This window comes from Agrobacterium tumefaciens (genome assembly GCA_025559845.1).
In the GTDB taxonomy this organism is placed as follows: Bacteria; Pseudomonadota; Alphaproteobacteria; order Rhizobiales; family Rhizobiaceae; genus Agrobacterium.
This window is the reverse complement of sequence record CP048469.1, coordinates 564,234-586,376: the sequence shown is the minus strand read 5'-3', so window position 1 is coordinate 586,376 and position 22,143 is coordinate 564,234. Positions and strand designations below refer to the sequence as shown.

Here is a 22,143-nt window from a genome sequence, read left to right as displayed (position 1 = left end):
ACAGTTCAACACTGCCAAGGATGGGTGTCCAATCACGGATTCGCGAATGACAACAACAGTATATTCGCAGCCATCATGGCAATTTCTGGACTGCCGTTGAGACTATGCCTCACGCTCGTCGATCATCGCAACCAGCGTCGACAGACGATCGGCTTCAGACGGCAATTTGTCTGCCCGCAATCTCGCAATGCGCGGAAAACGCATCGCGACGCCGGACTTGTGGCGTGTGGAGCGGTTGATGCCTTCGAAGGCGACTTCCAGCACAAAACCGAAATCAGGCGTTGCCCGTACGGCTCGGACGGGGCCGAAACGTTCGACAGTGTTATCGCGCACGAACTTGTCCAGCACTTCCAGTTCCGCATCGGTAAAACCAAAATAGGCCTTGCCAACGGGAACAAGCTGTTCTCCGTCCTCGCCTTCCGCCCAGACACCGAAGGTGAAATCCGAATAGTAGCTCGAGCGTTTTCCATGGCCGCGCTGCGCATACATCATCACAGCATCGACATTGTAGGGGTCGCGTTTCCATTTGAACCACGGCCCTTTGGCGCGTCCTGCCTGATAGGTGCTGTCCCGTCGCTTTATCATCACGCCTTCGATCACCGGATCGGGCGGGGTGGCGCGCATGCGATCGAGCTCGTCCCAAGTCGAAAACGCAACCAGTGGCGACAGATCAAAACGGTCATGTGGGGCATGCCCGATGATGTCCGCCAGCCGGTTCCGTCGCTCGATGTAACTGCCGGCGCGGATATCCTTCTCGCCATCGAACAACAGGTCATAAGCACGGATGAATGCTGGATAGTCTTCCAGCATGCGCGTCGTCACGGTTTTTCGGTTCAGTCGCTGCTGCAGATCGGAAAACGTCCGGGTGGTGGCGTTGGAGCGGGCCGTCCCGCCAATCAGCAGTTCGCCGTCCATCACTCCTTCAAACTCGAGGGCACCGAGAACATCGGGAAACGCGGCGGAAATATCATCGCCAGACCGGGAATAGAGCTTTCGCGTTTCGCCGGAACGAGAAAGCTGGACACGAATGCCATCCCATTTCCATTCAGCGGCATAGTCAGCAGGATCGAGGGCCTCCAGATCGCCATCAGCGACCGGCGTTGCCAACATAACCGAGTGGAAGATCGCCGGCGTGGCCAGCACGGGACGCCCCGCCCTGCCCTCCAGCCATGCAAAGAGCGCCGTATAGGGAGGCGTCATGCCATGCCAGAGCGTTTCGATATCGGTAATGTCCCTTCCCGCGAAATCGGCCAAGGCCTGCCTCGCCAGACGCGCCGAAACGCCAATGCGCAGGCTGCCAGTCGCCAGTTTGAGAAATGCGAAACGCGATGATGTATCGAGACGGTCGAGCAGATCACGCACGGCAGAGCGCACTTCCGTGCGGCCGAGAGAGTTCATCAACGCGACGACATCGCCCAGACTCGGGTCTTCTGCCTCACCATCTTCCGCGCCGCCAATGTTGCCCCACACCAGAGAAATCGTTTCGGCAAGATCACCGACGTAATCGTAGGAGTAGCGGAACAGAACCTCGTCCATGCGTTCCAGCACCAGTTCGCGCAGCATGGCGGGTTTGACGCTTTTGAGATCAAGCGTACCGGCAATCGCCGCCAGGCCGTATCCCCGGTCGGGATCAGGCGTATCGCGGAAATAATCGGTCAGAAGCTTCAGCTTGCCATTGCGCGAGGGCGTCAGCACCAACCGGTCGAGAAGTGTGGCGAAGGCTTTCATCGCTCAATCCCCCTCGTCTTCGTAACCGACAAGATGCAGCGGCTTGGCGGCAATGCCCTGCAATTCACACCAGCGCACCAACGCCTCTTCGCGGCCGTGTGTGACCCAGACGGCCTGCGGGGCGATTTCGCGGATCGTCTCCAACAGTTCAGGCCAATCGCAATGATCGGAAATAACCAGAGGCAGCTCAACACCACCCTGCTTGGCTCGTTGCCGCACCATCATCCAGCCGGAGGCAAAGGCGATCAGCGGTTCGTTGAACCGGCGTGCCCAACGTTCCTGGAAGGCCGATGGCGGGCCGACGACAATCGCCCCTTTGAAAGCGGCTGGGTCGCTTTTTTCAAGCGTCGCGGGTCGCAGATCACCCAGTTCAATCCCTTGTGACACGTAATAGTCGCAGAGCCTGGCAAGCGCACCATGAATATAGATCGGCTGCGTGTATCCACAGTCACGCAACAGCCGGATGACGCGTTGCGCCTTGCCGAGCGAATAGGCACCGACGAGATGGGTGCGTTCCGGAAACTGCCGGATGGAGGTCAACAGCTTGTCGATCTCAACCTTAGGATCGGGATGGTGGAAAACCGGCAAACCAAATGTCGCCTCCGTTATGAAAACATCACAAGGCACCATCTCGAAAGACGCACAGGTTGGGTCAACACCGCGTTTGTAGTCACCGGAGGCAACGATCCGCATGCCCCGATGTTCGACGGAAATCTGCGCCGACCCGAGAACATGGCCGGCCGGGTGAAATCCGACTGTGACGCCGTTGACATCGACCGTCTCACCAAATCCGACCGGCTGCTCAGTCGCGCAAAACTCACCTCCGTAACGAATACGCATGATGTCCAGCGTCTGAGGCGTTGCCAACACCGCACCATGACCGGCACGCGCATGATCGGAGTGACCATGCGTGACTAGTGCCCGCGGCACCGGCCGAACGGGATCGATGTAGAAATCTCCAACCGGGCAATACAGTCCCTTCGGCGTGGAGTTCAGCAACTGTTCAGGCTTCATAGGCATTTGATACGGCCGCAGGTGAATTTCTAAAGTAATCGAAAGCTTGCGAACTGCAAACGCGGAAGGTGCTTGTAAATTTCCCTGCCTGTGGCTTAATTATTTTCATTGGCATAAATAGTATTTCACGACCGTCATGCCTGATATCTGGAAAAAAGTTCTTTTGCGCTCGTTCGCCGCCGCCCTGGTGTCGATAGCTGCGTCCCTGGCCATCTGCTTCACGATCGTTCCGATAACGGGTGGCAGCCTGGATGGTGTCGGGTTGATCATGGCAACGGTTTGCCCGCTGGTCATCGCCTGGCCGGCAAGCGCCCTCCAATTTTATCAGTACGAACGTTTGCGGGAGACGCGTCTGGCGCTGGCTGAATCACACCGCAAACTGGAAACGATGCATGGAGAATTGAAGCAGGCGCATGAGGCACTGGCCTTTACGGCCAGCCGCGATGCGATGACAGGCGCCCTCAACCGTGAAAATTTCATGCTGGCTTTGAAAAATGCCCGATGCAGAACCGGGACGGTGCTTTTCATCGACGCCGACCATTTCAAGGCCATCAACGACACGTTCGGCCACCTGACCGGCGACGAGGCGCTGAAAGCCATTGCTGACCGGATCAACGCATGCATCCGAGGTGAGGACTTCTTCGGCCGGTTGGGCGGAGAAGAGTTCGCTGTCTTTCTCCACGGAGTGCATGAAAACCACAAGGTTCTCGCCATTGCGCAGCGCATCTGCGATGAGGTATCGGCCGTTGAGATGATGACTGCTGACGGGGCTGTCGTACCACTCAGCATCAGCATCGGGACTGCAAGCTTTAGCCGCAGCCGTGACATGGATCGGTTGTGCAAAGAGGCAGACAACCAGCTTTACGAAGCAAAACGACGCGGTCGAAACCGCGTCGTGGTTGGTGGCAATATCGATGTTGGCGTGGCCAATGCCGAGATTACTTCTGCTGATCTGGCGCCGGGAGCCTGACGGGCTTTAACATCAACGCCGCGGCAAGTCCGATTGCCGCCGTTATGGCCGCAGCAAAGAACAACGGGGTGAAGGCGTGCGAATAAAGGGATGCAACAGCACTTTGCGAGGCAGCCGGCAGTTCGGCCAACATCTTGGGTGTCAATTCCTCGATCTTGCCAATGCCCGGGATGTCTACCGCCACGCCCTTGAGGCTTGATGTGATGATCGCGCCGTAAACCGAAATCGCGATCGCGGCACCGCCCATACGCGTCAGCGTAACCGCACCACTGGCTGCCCCGATATCAGCCTTCGGCGCCGAATTCTGCACACCGATGATCGGCGCCTGCTGACCGAGCCCGACGGCAAATCCCTGCACGAGCATCAACACGGCGATCAGCGAAAGCGGTGTTCCGGCGTGAACCTGCGAAAAGCACAGCATGGCGATGAGATTGAGCGTCAATCCCGCCACAGAAAACGGCTTGTAGACGCCGGTGATCGAAATCAGTCGGCCTGCAGACAGGGCGCCCACGACAATGCCACCTGTAACAGCGATGAAGAACAATCCGGCATGAGAGGGAGAGAGGCCAGTCGTGGTCTGCAGGAACAGCGCGTAATAGTTCACCATGCCGATGCCGATACCGCCACTCGTTAGGGACACGATCATCAGCAACGGAAATGTAGAGTCCTTGAAAAGTCGTAGCGGCACCACCGGTTCAGGTGCACGGCGCTCCACCTGCACCCACAGGAATGCGGCGATGACGGCGAAGGTGACGATGCCGAGGCTCGGACCTGCAAAGAGTGAACCAAACAATTCACTGCTATCTGCCCAGAACACGACGCTTGCGATCGTCGCGGCCAGCAGAACTGCACCGAGATAGTCTATCTTCGGTTGGCGTTGCGGACGCCGATAGGGCAGCATGAGAGCCAGGCCGGCAATGACGATCAAACCCAATGGCAGGTTGATCAGGAAGATCGAACGCCATCCGAACAGATCGCTCATCGTTCCACCCAGGATCGGTCCGACGCTGCCGGACGCCATGATCGTCAGGCTAGAATAGCTCTGATATCGGGCTCTTTCGCGTGGTTCGAAAAGATCCGCATTGACGGAGAAAATCGACACCATGATGCCGCCACCGCCCAGACCTTGCAGAACACGGGCGGCGATCAGCGAGTTCATCGACCATGCAAGACCGCAGGCAAGCGATCCCAGGGTGAATATCACCACGGCCGCGATCATCACGTATTTACGTCCGAACAGATCACCAAGCTTGCCGTAGATCGGCATGACCGCGCTTGTCGCTAGAAGATAGGCCGAACCGATCCAGGCGAAGCGCTCCAGCGCACCAAACTCACCGACGATGGTCGGCAAGGCAGTGGAGACGATCTGGTTATCGAGTGTCGCCATGAACATGGCGAGCATCAGGAACAGGAAAACAACGAGCCGGCGTCGATGGTCCGACACAAGCGGCGCCACAGGGGCGGTAGACATGTCCATGGAAATATCTCTACGATTTTGCTGCGGCAATTTGTGTGCTATCAGCATATATATGTCAATAGCAAGGTTTTGACTTCCGTGCTACTAGCTATAAATGTGATCTGAAACTGACGTGGAAAGGATGTGGTCGAGCGTGGCGAAGGACGAAGACTGGAACGAGGACATGCCCGAAAACATCATCCGTATCGGCAACACAATGACGCGCATGCGCATCATGATTGGACGACGCATGATCGGACGCATGGCGCTTGCCAAGTTCGCTCCCGGTCTCGAACTCTCGCATATCGACGTACTGGATATTCTCAAGCGCGCGCAAGGTGAAGTGACCGTCGGCTCGATTGCCGAGGGCATGCGTATCGACCCGTCACGCGGCAGTCGGGTGGTGGCTGATATGGTTGGTCGTGGCCTGCTGAAACGCGCTGTTTCACAAGAGGACGCCCGCCGCAGCATCATCGAAATAACACCAATGGGCAGGAGCCTGCTGCAAGAGATGCGCAATACCAAGATGGGTATCGTGAAGGACGTCATGGACGGCTGGTCGGAAGAGGATATCGATTCTTTCGCCCGCCTGTTCGACAAATTCATAGGTCGTTTCGAAAGCCGTCTTTCCCCCGACGCCGAGGCGTCCACAGATCAGAAAAAATCATAATCCACGACGCTTTCGACAACTTCACTTTAGGTTGCGGAGCCCCTAACTTGCCGCGATCGAAAAGGTAAAAGGGTTACTTCGATGTTGACGATCTACGGTGTCTACCGCTCGCGTGCGACACGCACGCTCTGGCTCGCAGGCGAACTGGGCATAGAGTTCAAACATGTGCCGGTCATACAGGCACGCCGCCTCTCTGACCCGCTGGCTGCCGATGCGCCACTCAACACGTTGTCTCCATCTTTTCTCGCGATCAATCCGATGGGCACCATTCCGTGCATAGAGGATGACGGCATGGTTCTCTATGAATCCATGGCCATCAACCTCTATCTCGCGCGCAAATATGGTGGGCCGGTTGCGCCCGCCGATCTGAAGGAAGACGCGGCCATGTTGCAGTGGTCATTCTTCGCGGCCACCGAGATCGAAAGCAATTCTCTGAAGATTTCTTCCGCAATCGCAGAAGGCCTCGGCGACAGCGATTCCGGCAAGGCCGTCATCGATGTTGCCGGACGTTTGCTGAAACGCCCCTTCCGCGTGCTGGAGCAGCATCTTTCCCAACATGATTATCTGGTTGGCGACCGCTTTACCGTGGCAGACCTCAACGCCGCCGAGATCGTGCGTTACGCACAGGGACATGCCCGTCTGTTCGAAGCGCATCCGGCGCTAAAAGCATGGCTGGAACGCTGCCAGGACCGTACCGCCTTCAAGGCCATGTGGGATTCACGTTCGGCCGAAGCGGCCTAACATATCAGCCTTTATTTGCCGTTACCCCGCCGGGGTAACGGCGCCAAAACAATTTCACGCCTTCTCGGCGACCAGAACCCTCTGAACAGCAGGCCTTGCGCTCATGCGCTTGAAATGGTCGTGCACCCTCGGAAAACGGGCTATGTCCACGCCGTCACTTTCAAGCCAGCCCGACATCACGAAGAGGTAGGGATCAGCGACCGAATAGGCTGTCCCGAGAACCCAGGGCCCATGCAACAGGCCTTTCTCGATCAACTCGAAACACTCGGTCATGGTCTGCGGCACTTTGGCCTTCATGTCGGCAAAGGAGGATTCTTCATTTGCCCAGCGGCTACCGCGCCGTCCATGTGCGTGGGCAACATGTACGGTGGATGAAATAAAGGCATTGAACGACTGCATGCGTGCGAATTCAAAGGGGTCATCCAGCGGCGCAAGCTTCTTTTCCGGTGCCATCTGGGCGATGAAAGCTAGGATGGCAGGCGTTTCAGTCAACACGCCACTTGCCGTTACGAGTGCGGGAACACGGCCTTTTGGATTGATGGTCAGGAAAGCTTCGGAGCGTTGTTCGCCTTCGGCGAAATTGACGCGCTGCGCCTTATAAGGCAATCCCGATTCTTCAAGCACGATATGGCTGGCGCGTGAGCAGGAACCGGGAGAGAAAAACAATGTGAACATGGATGGGCGACCTCCGGACAATGAAGACGCTCGCCGCGAGAACTGAGGCGAACGTATGTGTTCGGGCGACTTTCGAGCGGCCACCTCACACACATCGGAGGATCATCAAGCTTCAACCAGCTTGCGTCAATATACTCTCTCAGAGACCAACGACGCGGATATCGCCAACGTGGATTCCATTCCAGTTGCGCATCGAACGGTTTGCCATGGCGAGCAAAGCCAGCTGTTCGGTACTGTCGTTTTCGAACTGTTTTGCCAGAAGGGCTGCGATCATCGCTTCGGCGGCACGCGTCGTGCCATCCTCACATTTGACAACCATGGCAATGCCCTTTTGCGGCATTGTTGCTACGAAGACACCTTCTGCGCCCGTCTTGGCGAAAATCTGTCCGGGCGCAATCTGCATCAGTTTCGTGCAGGCACGGCCGGTTCCGGCCACATAAAACGGTTCCGCCATGCAGGCATCCATCAGGCGGCGAGACGCTGCGGCGCGTCCGGCTTCAAGTCCGCTGCCTGTCGCCATCTTTGCAAAGCCATGAGCCAGCCCCTTCAGCGGAACCGCATAGGTCGGAATTGAACAACCGTCGACGCCACAATTGTCTTCACCCAATGTGGCACCCGTCAAACTTTCCATGGTGGCACGGATCTCGCGCTGCAGTGGGTGATCGTAACCGACATAACCCTTCGGATCGGTTCCGGTATGGCAGCAGGTGCAGATGAAACCGGAGTGTTTGCCAGAACAATTGTTATGAAGCGCCGTCGGCTTCTCCAGCGTACGAGCCTGGTGGATGATCGTTTTCTGATCGGACGACCAATGCGCTCCGCATTCCAGCGTTTCGACGTCCCGTCCTGCTTTCGCAAGCATGCTGGCCGCAAGCGCCACATGTTCATCCTCCCCGGAATGAGAGGAACAGGCGAGCGCCAGTTCACGATCGCCAAAGCCATAAGCGTCGGCCGCGCCGCTTTCCACCAGAGGTAACGCCTGCATGGCCTTGCAGGCCGAACGCGGGAAAACGCCACGATCGACATCGCCAGCGGAAAACAACACGTCACCGTCGCCATCCACTACAATAGCCAGGCCGTGATGGCGGCTTTCGACGAGATTGCCGCGCGTGACTTCGACGGTAACGGAATTGTTCATTTTCCAAGCCTCAAAAAATCCGGAATCTATCTCGCTGATACCGCAATTGATTTTCCGATGCACGGGGCTGAACGTGAAATTTGCAAAACGCCTTCTCTTGGCAATTGCCGTCATCTACCTCCTGCCAGCACTGGCCTCTGCCGGCTTGTGGGCCATGAAAGACCATCCGCAGGGATGGAGCAAAGCGCGGTGGTCTTCTTCCGGTACTCTTCCCGACGCGAAAGCCGACAGGGAAGCGGCGGTCTATGTGTTTTCTGCGATGACGGGCGGGTTCAAGGGTTCGGTCGCCAGCCACGCGTGGATCGTGCTGAAAAAACCGGGAGCGAATTCCTACGATCGTTACGACAAGGTCGGATGGGGCACTCCGATCCGGCACAACAACTACGCAGCCGACGCCTACTGGTACTCAAACATGCCTCGGCAGGTGGTGGCGATCCACGGCAAAGCTGCGGAAGACCTGATCCCAAAAATCGAGCAGGCGATTGCCGACTATCCCTATGGCAAGCCGGGTGGTTATCGCATCTACCCAGGCCCCAACTCGAACACCTTTGTCGCCCACGTGTTGCGGAGCGTTCCAGAGCTTGGCGTCGTCCTGCCGCCTGACGCCGTGGGCCGCGATTACCTGCCGAATGGCGAATTTGTCCATGTTGCCGATGACTGGAAGGATGGGAGCATATCACTCGGCGGATTGTTCGGCATCTCGGCAGGCGTGCGGAGCGGCTTCGAGGTGAATTTCCTTGGCCTGGTCGCCGGCATCGATTTTGCCAGACCCGGCATCAAGGTTCCAGGGCTCGGTTACTTCGGCGTTGCAGCCGATGGTTAAGTCTCGGTAGCCCGTGCGGCCCGTTTCGCACGGATGCTCTGGGCGATGAAGACGCGCGAAAGGCCGTGATAGAGCGGTTCGCGGGACACGAGACGCGAGGTGACATATCCCAGCATCGCCGCAGCCATGATTGGGATCACCCCTTCATGGTTGCCGGTCATTTCGAGGATGATGACGAAAGCCGTCATCGGCGCCTGCACGACGCCGGCAAAATATCCGGCCATCCCGACGATTGCGCCAAGGCCTATGCTCGTTCCGAGCAGGGCGGCAATCGTACTGCCAAAACCGGCTCCGACGGAGAGCGACGGCGCGAAGATGCCGCCTGGAATACCCGACATCATGGCAAGAAATGTCGCCGCCAGCTTTTCGATGAAGAAGAAGGCCGGCGCTGCTTCACCTTCGATCGCCGCACGGGCCTGCTCATAGCCCGTACCAAATGTCGCCCCGCCAGTGGCAATGCCGATCATGGCGGACGCCAGACCGCAGATCGCGGCGGCCGTGAGCATGCGCTTCAAGGGCATGGCCTGTGCCCAGCGGCGGATACGTTGTGATATCCGCAGGGCGCCGGCGCTGAACAGCGCTCCGAGAGCGCCGCCACCGATGCCGCAGACCAGAACGAGAGCCCAGTCTCTTGCCGTTTCAGCCAGAACGGAACTCGTTCCGAAATAGGTGTAGCTACCCACGAGCCCGAGAGATGCAAGACCCGAGAGGATGACGGCGGTCAGGACAAGGCCGTTGGCGCGGGACTCATAGGTGCGGCTCATCTCTTCAATAGCAAAGACAATCCCCGCCAGCGGCGTATTAAAGGCTGCCGCAATACCCGCCGCCGAGCCCGCAAGGATCAATCCCCTCGCCTGCGCCATTCCACCCCAACGCGCCGCCTGCAGCATGATCGAGGCGCCAACCTGAACCGTAGGCCCCTCGCGCCCGATCGATGCACCGGAGAGCAGCCCCGCGACCGTTAGCACGATCTTGCCGAAAGCAAGTTTGAGTGACAGCAACCGCGACCGGTCTTCATCATCCCGCAAATGTCGTGCGGCGATCGCCTGGGGAATCCCGCTACCGCCTGCGTTCGGAAAGACCGTGAAGGCAAGCCAGGCGCAAAGCGTGAAACCGAGTGGCGTGATGAGAAGCGGCAGAAGAAACGCCCATTCGCCAGATGATATCGCGGCAAAGAACAGGTGCTGGGCGCGGTCTGCCAACCAGGCAAAGCCCACACTGATCACACCGACCGCCAAAGCCCCAAACCAGAAAACCGCCCGAGGTTTCCACACTCGCCAGGAGCCCCAGACAACGCGGGAACGGCGGAGCATTTTCATCTTCTTGTAGTCGACAGGCATGGCGGTCCAGATCGGATTTTTGGCAAATGTCAGGCGGGAAGGCCTGTTTATCTGCCTCTGCGGCAGGGATTGCAAGGTTCCATTTGCCGCGCCGCGCGATACGGCACAGCCCTGAACCGCATCATCATATTCCCGGCGGGCTCTGCAAATGGGCCAATCCACCGGCGGTCATGGCATATTCACCGATCGCTGATGGCCCCGCGTGGGTTGATCCACGGTTCCTGGTTGGAGCGCGGTAATGGCTGCTTGCCAAGGATATGGTCAGCCGCCTTTTCGCCGGTCATGATCGACGGGCCGTTGAGGTTTCCGTAGGTCACATGCGGGAAAATGGAGCTGTCTGCCACACGCAATCCGTCAACGCCGATCACCCGGCATTCCGGATCAACAACCGCCATAGGATCGTCGCGATCGCCCATTCTACACGTGCCGCAGGGATGGTAGGCGCTTTCAAGGTGTTCGCGCAGGAAGGCATCGATTTCCGCATCGGACTGCACCTTTTCGCCCGGCTGGATCTCCGGACCGCGAAACTCGTCAAACGCCGTCTGGCTGAAGATTTCGCGTGTGAGACGCACGCAGTGGCGGAATTTTTCCCAGTCTTCCGGTTGGCTCATGTAATTGAAGTGAATGACGGGGTCGTCCTTCGGATCGGAAGAACGAAGGGTGACGTTACCCCGCGATTTCGACAGGTTGTAGCCGACATGCACCTGGAAACCATGGCTCTTTGCCGCCGCCTTGCCGTCATAGGAAATTGCGACGGGCAGGAAATGGAACTGGATATCCGGCTGTTTCAAGCCGGCTGCCGACCGCAGGAATGCGCAAGCCTCAAACTGGTTTGACGCACCAAGCCCGCCCTTCGACAGCAACCACTGCGCCCCTGCGACGCCCTGCCAGAACCAGGGCAGCCACGAATACAGGGAGACCGGCTTCAGCGATACCTGCTGGAAATAGAACTCCATATGGTCCTGAAGATTGGCGCCGACACCTGGCCTGTCCACCTTTACCTCAACGCCCATGTCCCGCAGGTGGTCCGCCGGTCCGATGCCAGACAGCATCAAGAGCTTGGGCGAGTTGAACGACGAGGCCGAGACGACAACTTCGCGGGTCGCTATGATGGTTTCCACCACGCCCTTGCGCTCGATCTCGACACCCGTTGCACGGCCGTTTTCAATAACGATCTTGCGGGCAAAGCCATTGACCAAGGTCACATTGCCACGTTTCAGCGCCGGCCTCAGATAGGCATTGGCGGCAGACCAGCGGCGACCGTCGTGGATCGTCTGCTCCATCAGGCCGAAGCCTTCCTGCTTGGAGCCGTTATAGTCGTCCGTCAGCTCGAAACCGGCCTGCGAACCGGCCTGAATGAACGCATGGAAAAGTGGATTTTTGACCGGTCCGCGCTGCACATGCAGCGGACCATCCGTGCCGCGCCAGCCCTCTTCGCCGCCGTGGCTGTGCTCCATGCGCTTGAAGTATGGCAGGACATCCGCATAGGCCCACCCCTTCGCACCGAGTTCCTCCCACCGATTGAAGTCCTCCGCATGGCCTCGCACATAAACGAGACCGTTGATCGACGAAGAGCCGCCGATGACCTTGCCGCGTGGCGCGGTAATACGGCGATTATTGAGGTTCGGCTCCGGTTCGGACAGGTAACCCCAATTGTACCGCTTCATGCTCATCGGCCATGCCAGGGCCGCAGGCATCTGAATGAAGGGGCCGAAATCCGACCCACCCGCTTCGATCACGATGACGGAATAGCGACCATCTTCCGACAGACGATAGGCCATGGCCGAGCCTGCCGAACCCGAACCAACGATAACGAAATCTGCCTGCTGCATCTCTTTTGCTTTCAAATATGCTGCCGAGGGTTCGTGGCGCGCGTGCACTCCCTTAGCAGGGGAGCGCCTGGCCTCAGTATGGCGCCTCAACCTTGCCGGTTGCGACGTATACGGTTTTCAATTCGCTGTAGTGATCAAGCGCGGCGGCCGAGTTTTCACGTCCGAAACCGGATTGCTTCAGGCCACCAAAAGGAATTTCTACCGGGCACAGATTGTAGGTGTTGATCCACAACGTACCCGCCTCGAGTTGATCGACGACACGATGGGCGCGAGCGAGATCGGCAGTGAAAACACCGCCGGCAAGACCGAACTCGGTGGCATTGGCGCGGGCCAGCACCTCGTCTTCATCGTCGAAATCGAGAACGCACATGACCGGGCCGAAGATTTCCTCGCGCGCGATGGTCATGTCATCCTTCACATCTGCAAAGACGGTTGGCTGAACGTAAAACCCCTCGCCCGAAACATTGTTGGGAATGCCGCCGCCGGTGACGAGCGTTGCCGCCTCAGCCTTGCCCTTTTCGATATAGGCCAGCACCTTTTCCTGCTGGGCTTTCGAGACCAGCGGTCCCAGGTGCGTGGCATAATCCAGGGGATCGCCGAGCACCATTGCCTCGGTGCGCTTCTTGAGGTTTTCAAGAAAACGCTCCTTTACCTTTCGCTGCACGAACACACGTGTGCCGTTGGAGCAGACCTGGCCGGAGGAATAGAAGTTGCCAAGCATAGCGCCGCCTACGGCGCTTTCGATATCGGCATCGTCGAACACGATCAGCGGCGACTTGCCACCAAGTTCCATCGTGACATGCTTGAGGTGGCCGGCAGCGGCAGCAGCAACCTTGCGGCCTGTCGGCACAGAACCAGTCAGAGAAACCTTGGCGACATCGGGATGATTGACCAGCAGCGGACCCGTGTCGCGGTCGCCCTGAATAACGTTGAAAAGCCCCTTCGGCAGGCCGGCTTCCAGTAATATCTCGGCAATCTTCAGCGCACCGAGCGGCGTATTTTCCGAGGGCTTGAACACCATGGCGTTGCCGGCCACCAGTGCGGGGGCAGCTTTCCAGCACGCAATCTGCTGCGGGTAGTTCCACGCGCCGATACCGACGCAGACGCCAAGCGGTACGCGCTTGGTGTAGGCGAAATCGCCGCCGAGCGGAATATAATCGCCATTCAACGCCGAGGCCGCAATGCCGCCGAAAAACTCGAAAGCGTCCGCGCCGGAGGTCGGATCGGCAACAATGGTTTCCTGAATGGGCTTGCCGGTGTCGAACGTTTCCAGTTCCGACAGCGCCTCATTGCGCTCGCGAATGATATCAGCCGCGCGCTTGAGAATACGGCCGCGTGCCGTCGGGCTCAATGCCGCCCATTCTTTCTGGGCCCGCTTGGCGGATGCGATAGCACGTTCGACAATGGCAGGCGTTGCGGCATGCAGTCTGGCAATCACTTCGCCTGTGGCCGGAAAGACGCTCTCGATGACCGTGCCAGCCGTATCCTCAACGTAGACACCATCGATGAAATGGGACGCTTTCGGCTGTGCCCGCAGGGCTTTGTCCGTAGTCATGTCGAATACTCCTTAAAGAAGATGGACAGGCGGCTTTGAGCGGCGCCCTTCCAGAAATGGTTTGAGCTGCACATCGAAGTAATCCTCGACGAGTGCAGGTGCGGATGAGAAGGCGGGCGGAGCCGCCCGCAGGCTGTGGCGAATGTAGAGACCGTCAATCAGCGCGGCGGCGCCTTCGGCGATGCGCGCGGCATCGTCAGGCGGGCAAAGCCTGTTCAGGCTGGACAGAAGATTGGAGCGCAAACGACGGGCATAGAGAACCAGAAGCCGCCTTGTTTCCTCCGAACGCTGGGCATCGACATAAAATGCCAGCCACGCGGCCACAGCCTCGGGGCTGAACTGGTCACTCTGGAAAGAGACATGGATGATCGCACTCAGACGCTCTCGCGGCCCGGAGGCGCGGGTAAGCGCTGCGACGGCATCACGCCGCAGGTCACGCAGCAGACTGCGGATGGTTTCAAGAAGAAGCTGCTGCTTGCTACCGAAATAATGATGCGCCAATGCGGCCGATACGCCCGCCTCGCGCGCGATATCAGACATCGTGACATTCAGCGATCCGTGATGGCCGATGGTCCGCAGCGCGGCGTCAACCAGCGCCTTCTTTCGAACCGGCTCCATTCCGATCTTTGGCATCTCGTTCTCCTTGATGGGTGGCAAATTATTCTTGATTGACTCATCAATCAATAAAAAATGCGCCATTTTGGTTCCCTGTTTGCGCCAGATCAAATCTATGGGATCAGCGTTGCGCTATCCAGCAATCGTGATAGCTTGTTTCCCAACCAATTCCGGAGACAGAGAGATGACACACAGTCTCAATCCGCTCGGATTTTCGCCGCTGAAAGCAAAGTGGGGATGGTTTCTGGCGCTCGGCCTCGTTCTCCTGACATTCGGCGTCATCGCACTCGGTAATCTTCTGGTCGCGACCGTCGCATCGGTCTTTTATGTCGGCGTCATGATGCTGATGGGCGGCGTCCTGCAACTCATTCATGCCTTTCAGGTGAAAGGCTGGGGCAATGCCGTTTTCTGGGTCTTGAGCGGCCTGCTCTATGCTGTAGCTGGTGTCATCGCCTTCCAGAATCCTGACCTGACGGCGGCGGTTTTGACGCTGTTGATGGCGATATCCCTTGTTGTTGCCGGGGTTTTCCGCATCTTCGTCGGCTTCAGGCTGAAACCGGCCAAAGGCTGGGGCTGGATCACCGCAGCCGGTGTTGTGACCGCCCTTGCGGGCCTCGTGATTGCGGCCGGCTGGCCGGTCAATAGCCTGTGGGTGCTCGGGCTGTTTCTGGCCATCGACCTGATCATGCAGGGATGGGCCCTCATTGCACTGTCTTTTGCAATTCGCGAATAGGATATGTCAGCTGCGGCGCAAACGTGCCGCCAGCTTGCCGAAAAGGGAAAAACCAAACCACAATATACTGCAAATTGGGTATGGGACGCGTTTCGTGGTATTATAGACGGTGATACCAATTTCGCTGGAAGCGGCGCCAGACGAATGAACTGAAAAATGGCCGCTGAAAACAGGGAGAGATATCATGCCAATGGTGACAGTATCCATTTCCCCGGAACAGGCAGCAAGAATGCGCGACGCCGTGGACTGCGGCGAATATGCATCCGGCAGCGAAGTTGTCAGAGCTGCCTTGAGACTGTGGGCAGCGTCTGCGGCACAGAACGCTGGCGCAAAATCCGTGTCGGACAATGAGTCCGACAAGGAAAGACTGAATGTCGCAGAACTTTACGCGGCACACACGGTTCGCATCCACCGGGCCTGAGACCATCATCGCCAGGTCCCGACGCACGAAAAGCCTGCGAACCTGAAACATCGGCGCGTCTACGCAGACGCGTCAGGGTACGCAACTCCAGATCTCTGTATCTTGGTTAACGAAAAGCGACCGCTTTTTCGTTGTCTCACGCAAGATTTCTACAACCCGCCACAACCTTCACAAAAGCTTCACATAGCTGAAAGCTTTTGTTGACTGCTGCAATGCATCATTCGCCGCAAAAGAAATTACGTCCTTCCAAGCCAGGTCTGATCAACACCTTAAACGGCACGGAAAGGAACGACAGGAGCGGAGAAAATTCGATGCCGGCGGCAACGTTTGAACAAGAGGTCATCCGGCGTTTTGCCTCCGGGCAGATGTTTCCAATGGCCAAATTGGTACTGGAAACCGCCTTTCAACCCATTGTCGAAGCAACAACAGGCACGATTTTCGGCTATGAGTCGCTGATGCGCGGCTATGATCGCCTCGGCTTTTCCAGCCCGCTGGCATTGCTCGATCAGGCCGCGGAAGATGGTGAGTTGATCAACTTCGAGCAGATGCTGGCAAGCAGAGCCCTGGCAAAGTTCTCGACGTTGCCCGACTTTTCGTCTGCCACGCTTTTCCTCAATCTTGACGTGAGAATGATCCGTCACGGTGACAGCATTCTCGACAGGCTGGTCGACAATCTCGCCAAGGCGGGCATCCCGGCCTCGTCGATCTGCTTCGAATTGTCAGAACGTTTCGACAATACCAGCGTGCCGGAGTTCAAGGCACTGATCGAGCGCATGCGTCGCGAAGGTTTTAAGCTGGCAATCGACGATTTTGGCGCGGGCCACGGCGAGATGAAACTCCTGTGTGACTTCCCGCTCGATTATCTCAAGATCGATCGCCATTTTATCAGTGGCGTCGATCACCATCCACGCAAGCAGCATCTCGTCCGCAACATCGTCAATATCGCTCATGTTCTCGGCGTTCGCGTCATTGCCGAAGGCATCGAAACCGAAGCCGAATTCCTCGCGTGCCGCGAGTACGGCGTCGATCTGGTGCAGGGATGGCTGATTGCCAAACCGACCGTCTTCACAAGTGAACTTCCCCAGAGTTTTCCGCATCTCAACCGCATCGGCGTCTCGCGTCGCAGCAGCCAGACGCTCGACGAGATTCTGATCCGCCGCGAAATCGAACGGCTTCCCACGGTCTACGAACATGACAGCGTCGACAGCGTTTTCGAACTTTTCCGCAAGAACCCGCAACAGGCGTTCTTTCCGGTTCTCAATGCAAATGGAGAACCGCGCGGCGTCATCAATGAATATCACCTGAAAGAATACATCTATCAGCCGTTCGGCCGCGATCTTCTGAAAAACAAGATGTATGAGCGCACGATCTCGCACTTTGTCGATGGTGCGCCCATCGTCGGACTGGATGCAAATGCCGACCAGTTGATGAACATGTTTGCCAGCATGGGCGGAAGCGCCTGCGTAATCCTGACCGAAAACATGCGTTATGCCGGTGTCGTTTCCGCTGCCTCGCTGATCAAGGTCATCAATGAAAAACAACTGAAGATGGCGCAAGACCAGAACCCGCTGACCGCCCTTCCCGGCAACCGCGCCATCGGGGGATTCATTGCCGACAGTTGCAGCGACGGCGACGAAACCCGGTTCTTCTGTTATTGCGACTTCGATAACTTCAAGCCGTTTAACGACAAATACGGTTTTCACGCCGGCGACCACGCCATCAGCCTGTTTTCCGCCCTGATACGACGTTATTTCTTCGCCGGAGACTGCTTCCTGGGCCATATCGGTGGCGACGACTTCTTCATCGGCGTCCGCGACTGGACCGTGGAGGAACTGACCGAAATCCTTGAACGGCTGCTCAGCGACTTCCACGACGATGTGGCAGAACTTTATTCCCCGGAAGATCGCGAAGCAGGCCGCATGAAGGGCCAGGATCGCCATGGCAATGAACGGGATTTCTCTCTGCTGCGCTGCTCGATCGGCGTTCTGACTTTGCCCAAGGGCCTGGTACTGGCCAATCCGGAGCGGATCGGCAGCGAGATTGCGGCAATCAAGAAAGCGGCGAAGGAAGACGACGGCGGGCTTGTCCTGCGCAGTTTTGGCGAGACAAAATGACACTCGCGACAAAGGGTCTTCTTCCATAAGCGGGATACGTCCCTTAGGGTCGGAACTCCACCAGAGAACCAGCCCGCACGAAGGAACCCGCCATGACCCTGCCCGTCACCATGCGTTTCGTTGACCTCCCCTCCCATGGTGGTCCCGACGTCATGCAGCTTTCCAGAGGTGCGTTGCCGTCTCCACGTGCCGGAGAAATTCTCGTGAAAGTGCAGGCGGCTGGCGTCAACAGGCCTGACGTTGCCCAGCGGCAAGGCACCTATCCTCCGCCGAAGGATGCAAGCCCGATCCTCGGTCTTGAAATCGCCGGAGAGGTTGTGGCACTCGGCGACGGCGTTGATGAGTTTGCGATTGGCGACAAGGTTTGCGCGCTGGCCAATGGCGGTGGCTATGCCGAATATTGCACTGTTCCGGCCGGACAGGCCCTGCCCTTCCCCAAGGGTTACGACGCGGTCAAGGCTGCGGCGCTGCCAGAAACATTCTTCACCGTCTGGGCCAATCTTTTCCAGATGGCCGGCCTGACGGAAGGCGAGACGGTTCTGATCCACGGGGGCAGCAGCGGTATCGGCACGACGGCGATCCAGCTCGCCAAGGCCTTCGGCGCTGAGGTCTTTGCCACGGCGGGTTCAAAGGAAAAATGCGATGCCTGCGAAAAGCTGGGCGCCAAACGGGCCATCAACTACCGCGATGAGGACTTCGCGACCGTCATAAAGGCGGAGACGAATGGCAAGGGTGTCGACGTCATTCTCGACATGATCGGGGCAGCCTATTTCGAAAAGAACATCGCCTCACTCGCAAAGGACGGGTGCCTGTCCATCATCGCCTTTTTGGGCGGCGCAGTGACCGAGAAAATCAACCTCACGCCAATCATGGTCAAACGGCTGACGGTGACAGGGTCAACCATGCGGCCGCGTACAGCAGACGAGAAGCGGGCGATCCGCGACGAGCTGGTCGAACAGGTCTGGCCGCTGATTGAAAGCGGCAAGATCGCCCCTGTCATCAATCGGGTTTTCACTCTGGAAGAGGTCGCCGATGCGCATCGTTTGATGGAAAGCAGCAATCACGTCGGCAAAATCGTGATGACAGTTTCGTGACGACAGACTTGCATTCGCCAGGAATCGTACTACCTTCGAGTTATGTTCAACGTACTAGAAGGAGGTGATCCAATGTCTAATGAGATTTCGGTCTTTGGTTCAGGCAATGGAAAGGGTGCGGTTTCGCCGGGGCAGCCCTCGGTTTAATACCCCTCTACCTTCGGAACGTTGAGAAACAGTCCCGGGTCTGAAAGAAGACCAAACTCATGGAAGGGTCGCCTCAGGCGGCCCTTTTCCATTTTCCGTTTATCTCGGCTTTCACCAAAGTGACTAGTCCGGCAGCGGGCTTCAATCCTTACCAGTCACGATCCAAACTTTCTCCTACGCCCAAGAAATGGGCTGACGGAACACCTGTTTGAGAAAGTGGAGACCGCTGCAATATTGCCAATCGCGGTCTCACCTCAGCTGTTTATTTGCGGAAGACCTTCCACCGCGTCGGACGAAAGCGCAGTTCAGCCCCAACGGCCACAGCGGCGTTGAGCGGAACTTCAATCTCAAGGTGGTAAGGTTCGTGACCGGCATTGGCGATATCGATTTCGGCAATGCGCGTTCCGGCAAGTCTCCGACAGGTGGTTACCTTGCCATAAAGCGCCTGTTTGTCATCCGTCAATTCCACGTCTTCCGGCCGGAAGAAAAGATCCCCTTCGGCCTCTCCACTTTCGTTGATACCGATATGCTCGCCTTGAAAGAGTATATGGCCGCCGCGCACGGAGACCGGCAGGTTGGAGGATTCACCGATAAAGGAAAATACGAAAGGCGAGTTCGGCGTGTCGTAGACATCGTCAGCAGTGCCGACCTGCTCGATCTTGCCCTGGCTCATGACGACGACGCGGTCAGCCAGCTCCAGTGCCTCTTCCTGATCGTGGGTGACGAAAATTGTGGTGTGGCCGGTGCGGTCGTGGAACTCGCGCAACCAGCGGCGCAGTTCCTTGCGCACCTTGGCATCAAGCGCGCCGAAGGGTTCATCGAGCAGCAGGACCTTCGGCTCGATGGCGACGGCACGGGCAAGCGCAACGCGCTGACGCTGACCACCGGAGAGCTGGCTCGGATAACGCTTCTCAAGGCCGGACAGATGCACCATGTCCAGAAGCTCCGATACGCGCTTGCGGATCTCGGCCTTCGGCGGGCGCTTGTCGGAAGGGCGCACCTTGAGCCCGAAGGCAATGTTCTCGGCCACCGTCATGTGCCGGAACAGCGCATAGTGCTGAAAGACGAAACCAACATTGCGTTCCTGCACCGTCCGGTGTGACGCATCTTCGTCTCCGAAATAGATGCTGCCCTTGGTCGGTTGCTCCAGACCGGCGATCAGGCGCAGCAGCGTTGTCTTGCCAGAGCCGGACGGACCAAGCAGTGCGATCAGCTCGCCTGAGCGAATGTCGAGCGACACGTCGTTCAGCGCGGGAAAGCGATCAAACTGCTTGGTGATGCTGGAAACTTTCACTTCCATGAAGATGCCTTTCAATGCTTGCCGGCTGCGTTGCCCGCGCCAAAGCGAATTTCAAGAATTGTTTTGAGAACGAGGGTCACGAGCGCGAGACCAGCCAGCAAGGTCGCCACAGCAAAGGCTGCCACCATGTTGTACTCATTATAGAGAATCTCGACATGCAGCGGCATGGTGTTGGTCTCGCCGCGAATATGCCCTGACACCACCGACACGGCACCGAACTCCCCCATGGCGCGGGCGTTGCAAAGCAGTACCCCGTAGAGTAGCCCCCACTTGATGTTTGGCAGCGTGACATACCAGAAGGTCTGCCAGCCAGACGCACCAAGCGAGATGGCAGCTTCTTCATCGCCATTGCCCTGCTCCTGCATCAGCGGGATCAATTCGCGTGCCACGAAGGGGAAGGTCACGAAGATCGTGGCAAGCACGATGCCGGGCACCGCAAAGAGGATTTCGATGCCATAGCTTTTCAGCCATGGACCAAGAACGCTGTGTGAGGAAAAAAGAATGACGTAGACCAGGCCGGAAATGACCGGCGAGATCGAAAATGGCAGATCGATCAGGGTGATCAGGAACGCTTTGCCCTTGAACTCGAACTTGGCGATTGCCCAGGCAGCCGCGACGCCGAAGACAAGATTGAGTGGCACCGATATAGCCGCGACCAACAGCGTCAGACGGATGGCAGCAAGCGCATCCGGCTCGACGATCGCTTCCCAGAATGCGTCCGGTCCTTTGCGGAACGCCTCAAAGAACACCGAAATCACCGGCAGCACAAGAAAAGCCGCGAGAAACAAAAAGGCGACGGCCATCAATGTCAGCCGCGCTGGCAGACTTTCACTGGCGGGATCACGGAAGGCCTTGGCCGAGGTACGGGAAACGGTATCAGACATAACCGTACCTCTTGCGGCTCCAGGCCTGGATCAGGTTGATAACAAAAAGCATGGCGAAGGATATGATCAGCATGATCGTCGCGATCGCAGTCGCGCCCGCATAATTGAACTCTTCCAGCCTGATGACGATGAGCAGCGGGGCAATTTCCGAAACATAGGGAATATTGCCGGCGATGAAGATGACGGAGCCATATTCCCCGACACCACGCGCGAAAGCGAGCGCAAAGCCTGTGAGGATGGCTGGTGTCAGGCTCGGCAGAAGAACCCTGGTGATGGTCTGGAAACGATTGGCGCCGAGTGTCGCAGCCACCTCCTCAACCTGGCGATCAATCTCCTCCATCACCGGCTGAACGGTGCGGACGACGAAAGGCAAGCCAATGAAGATCAAGGCAATGACGATGCCGGTTGGCGTGAAGGCGATCTTGATACCGAAGGGCTCGAACAGCGAACCGACCCAGCCGCGATTGGCATAAAGCGTGGTCAGCGCGATACCGGCAACGGCCGTCGGCAACGCAAAGGGCAGATCGACGATGGCGTCAACGAAGCGGCGGCCGGGAAACCGGTAACGCGTCAGAACCCAGGCGACGACGACGCCGAAAAAAGCATTGACCAGAGCGGCGATAAAAGCCGTACCGAAACTGACGCGCAGTGCATTCAGAGTACGACGGTCCGTGGCGACAGCGATGAAGTCCGAGAAACCGAGTTTTGCTGTGGACCAGACCAGACCGGCAAGCGGGATAAGAATAATGAGAAACAGATAGAAGACCGTGTAACCGAAGGTGAGGCCGAAACCCGGTATCACGCTCGATTGACGCCACTTCCACCTATTTCCGGACACGTTATTGGTCATCAAGGCTCCGGAGATACGATTAGAGGACCGGTTATTCTCCGGC

Annotated in this window: 20 protein-coding genes; 8 read left to right on the top strand and 12 right to left on the bottom strand. The window is 57.7% G+C overall.

Annotation, left to right across the window (positions count from 1 at the left end; genetic code table 11):
* Window positions 1-102: 102 nt before the first annotated feature.
* Window positions 103-1,728, bottom strand: coding sequence for a cisplatin damage response ATP-dependent DNA ligase (locus FY156_02800; GenBank protein ID UXS00493.1), 1,626 nt, complete (start codon window positions 1,726-1,728; stop codon window positions 103-105).
* Window positions 1,729-1,731: 3 nt separating this feature from the next.
* The gene (locus tag FY156_02795; protein ID UXS02997.1) at window positions 1,732-2,742 is read right to left on the bottom strand and encodes a ligase-associated DNA damage response exonuclease; all 1,011 of its coding nucleotides are present in this window, start codon (window positions 2,740-2,742) and stop codon (window positions 1,732-1,734) included.
* 163 nt (window positions 2,743-2,905) lie between these two features.
* Between FY156_02795 and FY156_02790 the strand changes: the two genes are divergently transcribed.
* Window positions 2,906-3,712, top strand: coding sequence for a GGDEF domain-containing protein (locus FY156_02790; GenBank protein UXS00492.1), 807 nt, complete (start codon window positions 2,906-2,908; stop codon window positions 3,710-3,712).
* Here FY156_02790 and FY156_02785 read toward each other — a convergent pair.
* Window positions 3,681-5,189, bottom strand: coding sequence for an MFS transporter (locus tag FY156_02785; protein ID UXS00491.1), 1,509 nt, complete (start codon window positions 5,187-5,189; stop codon window positions 3,681-3,683). The genes FY156_02790 and FY156_02785 overlap by 32 nt on opposite strands.
* A gap of 133 nt (window positions 5,190-5,322) precedes the next feature.
* Between FY156_02785 and FY156_02780 the strand changes: the two genes are divergently transcribed.
* Complete coding sequence (locus FY156_02780; GenBank protein ID UXS00490.1) at window positions 5,323-5,838, top strand: MarR family transcriptional regulator; 516 nt, start codon at window positions 5,323-5,325, stop codon at window positions 5,836-5,838.
* Window positions 5,839-5,919: 81 nt separating this feature from the next.
* Window positions 5,920-6,579, top strand: a complete 660-nt coding sequence (locus FY156_02775; GenBank protein UXS00489.1) for a glutathione S-transferase family protein — start codon at window positions 5,920-5,922, stop codon at window positions 6,577-6,579.
* A 54-nt stretch (window positions 6,580-6,633) separates the two neighbouring features.
* Here the strand turns inward: FY156_02775 and FY156_02770 are convergent, their stop codons facing one another.
* Complete coding sequence (locus tag FY156_02770) at window positions 6,634-7,254, bottom strand: glutathione S-transferase family protein (protein ID UXS00488.1); 621 nt, start codon at window positions 7,252-7,254, stop codon at window positions 6,634-6,636.
* Between the two features lie 139 nt (window positions 7,255-7,393).
* Window positions 7,394-8,392, bottom strand: a complete 999-nt coding sequence (locus FY156_02765; protein UXS00487.1) for an asparaginase — start codon at window positions 8,390-8,392, stop codon at window positions 7,394-7,396.
* A gap of 73 nt (window positions 8,393-8,465) precedes the next feature.
* On the opposite strand from FY156_02765, the gene FY156_02760 reads away from it, so the two are divergent.
* The gene (locus FY156_02760) at window positions 8,466-9,215 is read left to right on the top strand and encodes a DUF3750 domain-containing protein (protein UXS00486.1); all 750 of its coding nucleotides are present in this window, start codon (window positions 8,466-8,468) and stop codon (window positions 9,213-9,215) included.
* Here the strand turns inward: FY156_02760 and FY156_02755 are convergent.
* The 4 genes from FY156_02755 to betI all read right to left on the bottom strand — a co-directional run bounded on the left by FY156_02755 (window position 9,212) and on the right by betI (window position 14,575).
* Window positions 9,212-10,555 carry a chloride channel protein gene (locus FY156_02755; GenBank protein ID UXS02996.1) on the bottom strand — a complete coding sequence of 448 codons (1,344 nt, stop codon included), beginning with the start codon at window positions 10,553-10,555 and terminating at the stop codon, window positions 9,212-9,214. The genes FY156_02760 and FY156_02755 overlap by 4 nt on opposite strands.
* A gap of 179 nt (window positions 10,556-10,734) precedes the next feature.
* Entirely contained in the window at window positions 10,735-12,387 is a 1,653-nt protein-coding gene (gene betA / locus FY156_02750) for a choline dehydrogenase (protein UXS00485.1), read from the bottom strand.
* 73 nt (window positions 12,388-12,460) lie between these two features.
* Window positions 12,461-13,924 (bottom strand): betaine-aldehyde dehydrogenase, encoded by a 1,464-nt coding sequence (gene betB, locus FY156_02745; protein UXS02995.1) that lies wholly within the window; start codon window positions 13,922-13,924, stop codon window positions 12,461-12,463.
* A gap of 30 nt (window positions 13,925-13,954) precedes the next feature.
* Window positions 13,955-14,575 (bottom strand): transcriptional regulator BetI, encoded by a 621-nt coding sequence (gene betI, locus FY156_02740; GenBank protein UXS00484.1) that lies wholly within the window; start codon window positions 14,573-14,575, stop codon window positions 13,955-13,957.
* A 166-nt stretch (window positions 14,576-14,741) separates the two neighbouring features.
* Here betI and FY156_02735 point away from each other — a divergent pair, with 166 nt between their 5' ends.
* The 4 genes from FY156_02735 to FY156_02720 all read left to right on the top strand — a co-directional run bounded on the left by FY156_02735 (window position 14,742) and on the right by FY156_02720 (window position 18,919).
* Window positions 14,742-15,290 carry an HdeD family acid-resistance protein gene (locus FY156_02735; protein UXS00483.1) on the top strand — a complete coding sequence of 183 codons (549 nt, stop codon included), beginning with the start codon at window positions 14,742-14,744 and terminating at the stop codon, window positions 15,288-15,290.
* Between the two features lie 184 nt (window positions 15,291-15,474).
* Complete coding sequence (locus tag FY156_02730; protein UXS00482.1) at window positions 15,475-15,711, top strand: type II toxin-antitoxin system ParD family antitoxin; 237 nt, start codon at window positions 15,475-15,477, stop codon at window positions 15,709-15,711.
* 311 nt (window positions 15,712-16,022) lie between these two features.
* The gene (locus FY156_02725; protein UXS00481.1) at window positions 16,023-17,825 is read left to right on the top strand and encodes an EAL domain-containing protein; all 1,803 of its coding nucleotides are present in this window, start codon (window positions 16,023-16,025) and stop codon (window positions 17,823-17,825) included.
* Window positions 17,826-17,917: 92 nt separating this feature from the next.
* A complete protein-coding gene (locus tag FY156_02720; protein ID UXS00480.1) occupies window positions 17,918-18,919 on the top strand; it encodes a zinc-binding dehydrogenase in 1,002 nt (333 codons plus the stop codon).
* A gap of 409 nt (window positions 18,920-19,328) precedes the next feature.
* On the opposite strand, the gene FY156_02715 is transcribed toward FY156_02720, so the two are convergent.
* Genes FY156_02715 through cysT form a run of 3 tightly spaced genes read right to left on the bottom strand, consistent with a single transcriptional unit; the run spans window position 19,329 to window position 22,100 of the window.
* Complete coding sequence (locus FY156_02715; GenBank protein ID UXS00479.1) at window positions 19,329-20,366, bottom strand: sulfate/molybdate ABC transporter ATP-binding protein; 1,038 nt, start codon at window positions 20,364-20,366, stop codon at window positions 19,329-19,331.
* Between the two features lie 11 nt (window positions 20,367-20,377).
* Window positions 20,378-21,250 carry a sulfate ABC transporter permease subunit CysW gene (cysW, locus tag FY156_02710; protein ID UXS00478.1) on the bottom strand — a complete coding sequence of 291 codons (873 nt, stop codon included), beginning with the start codon at window positions 21,248-21,250 and terminating at the stop codon, window positions 20,378-20,380.
* The gene (cysT, locus tag FY156_02705) at window positions 21,243-22,100 is read right to left on the bottom strand and encodes a sulfate ABC transporter permease subunit CysT (protein UXS00477.1); all 858 of its coding nucleotides are present in this window, start codon (window positions 22,098-22,100) and stop codon (window positions 21,243-21,245) included. The genes cysW and cysT overlap by 8 nt, the downstream gene beginning before the upstream one ends.
* Window positions 22,101-22,143: the final 43 nt, after the last annotated feature.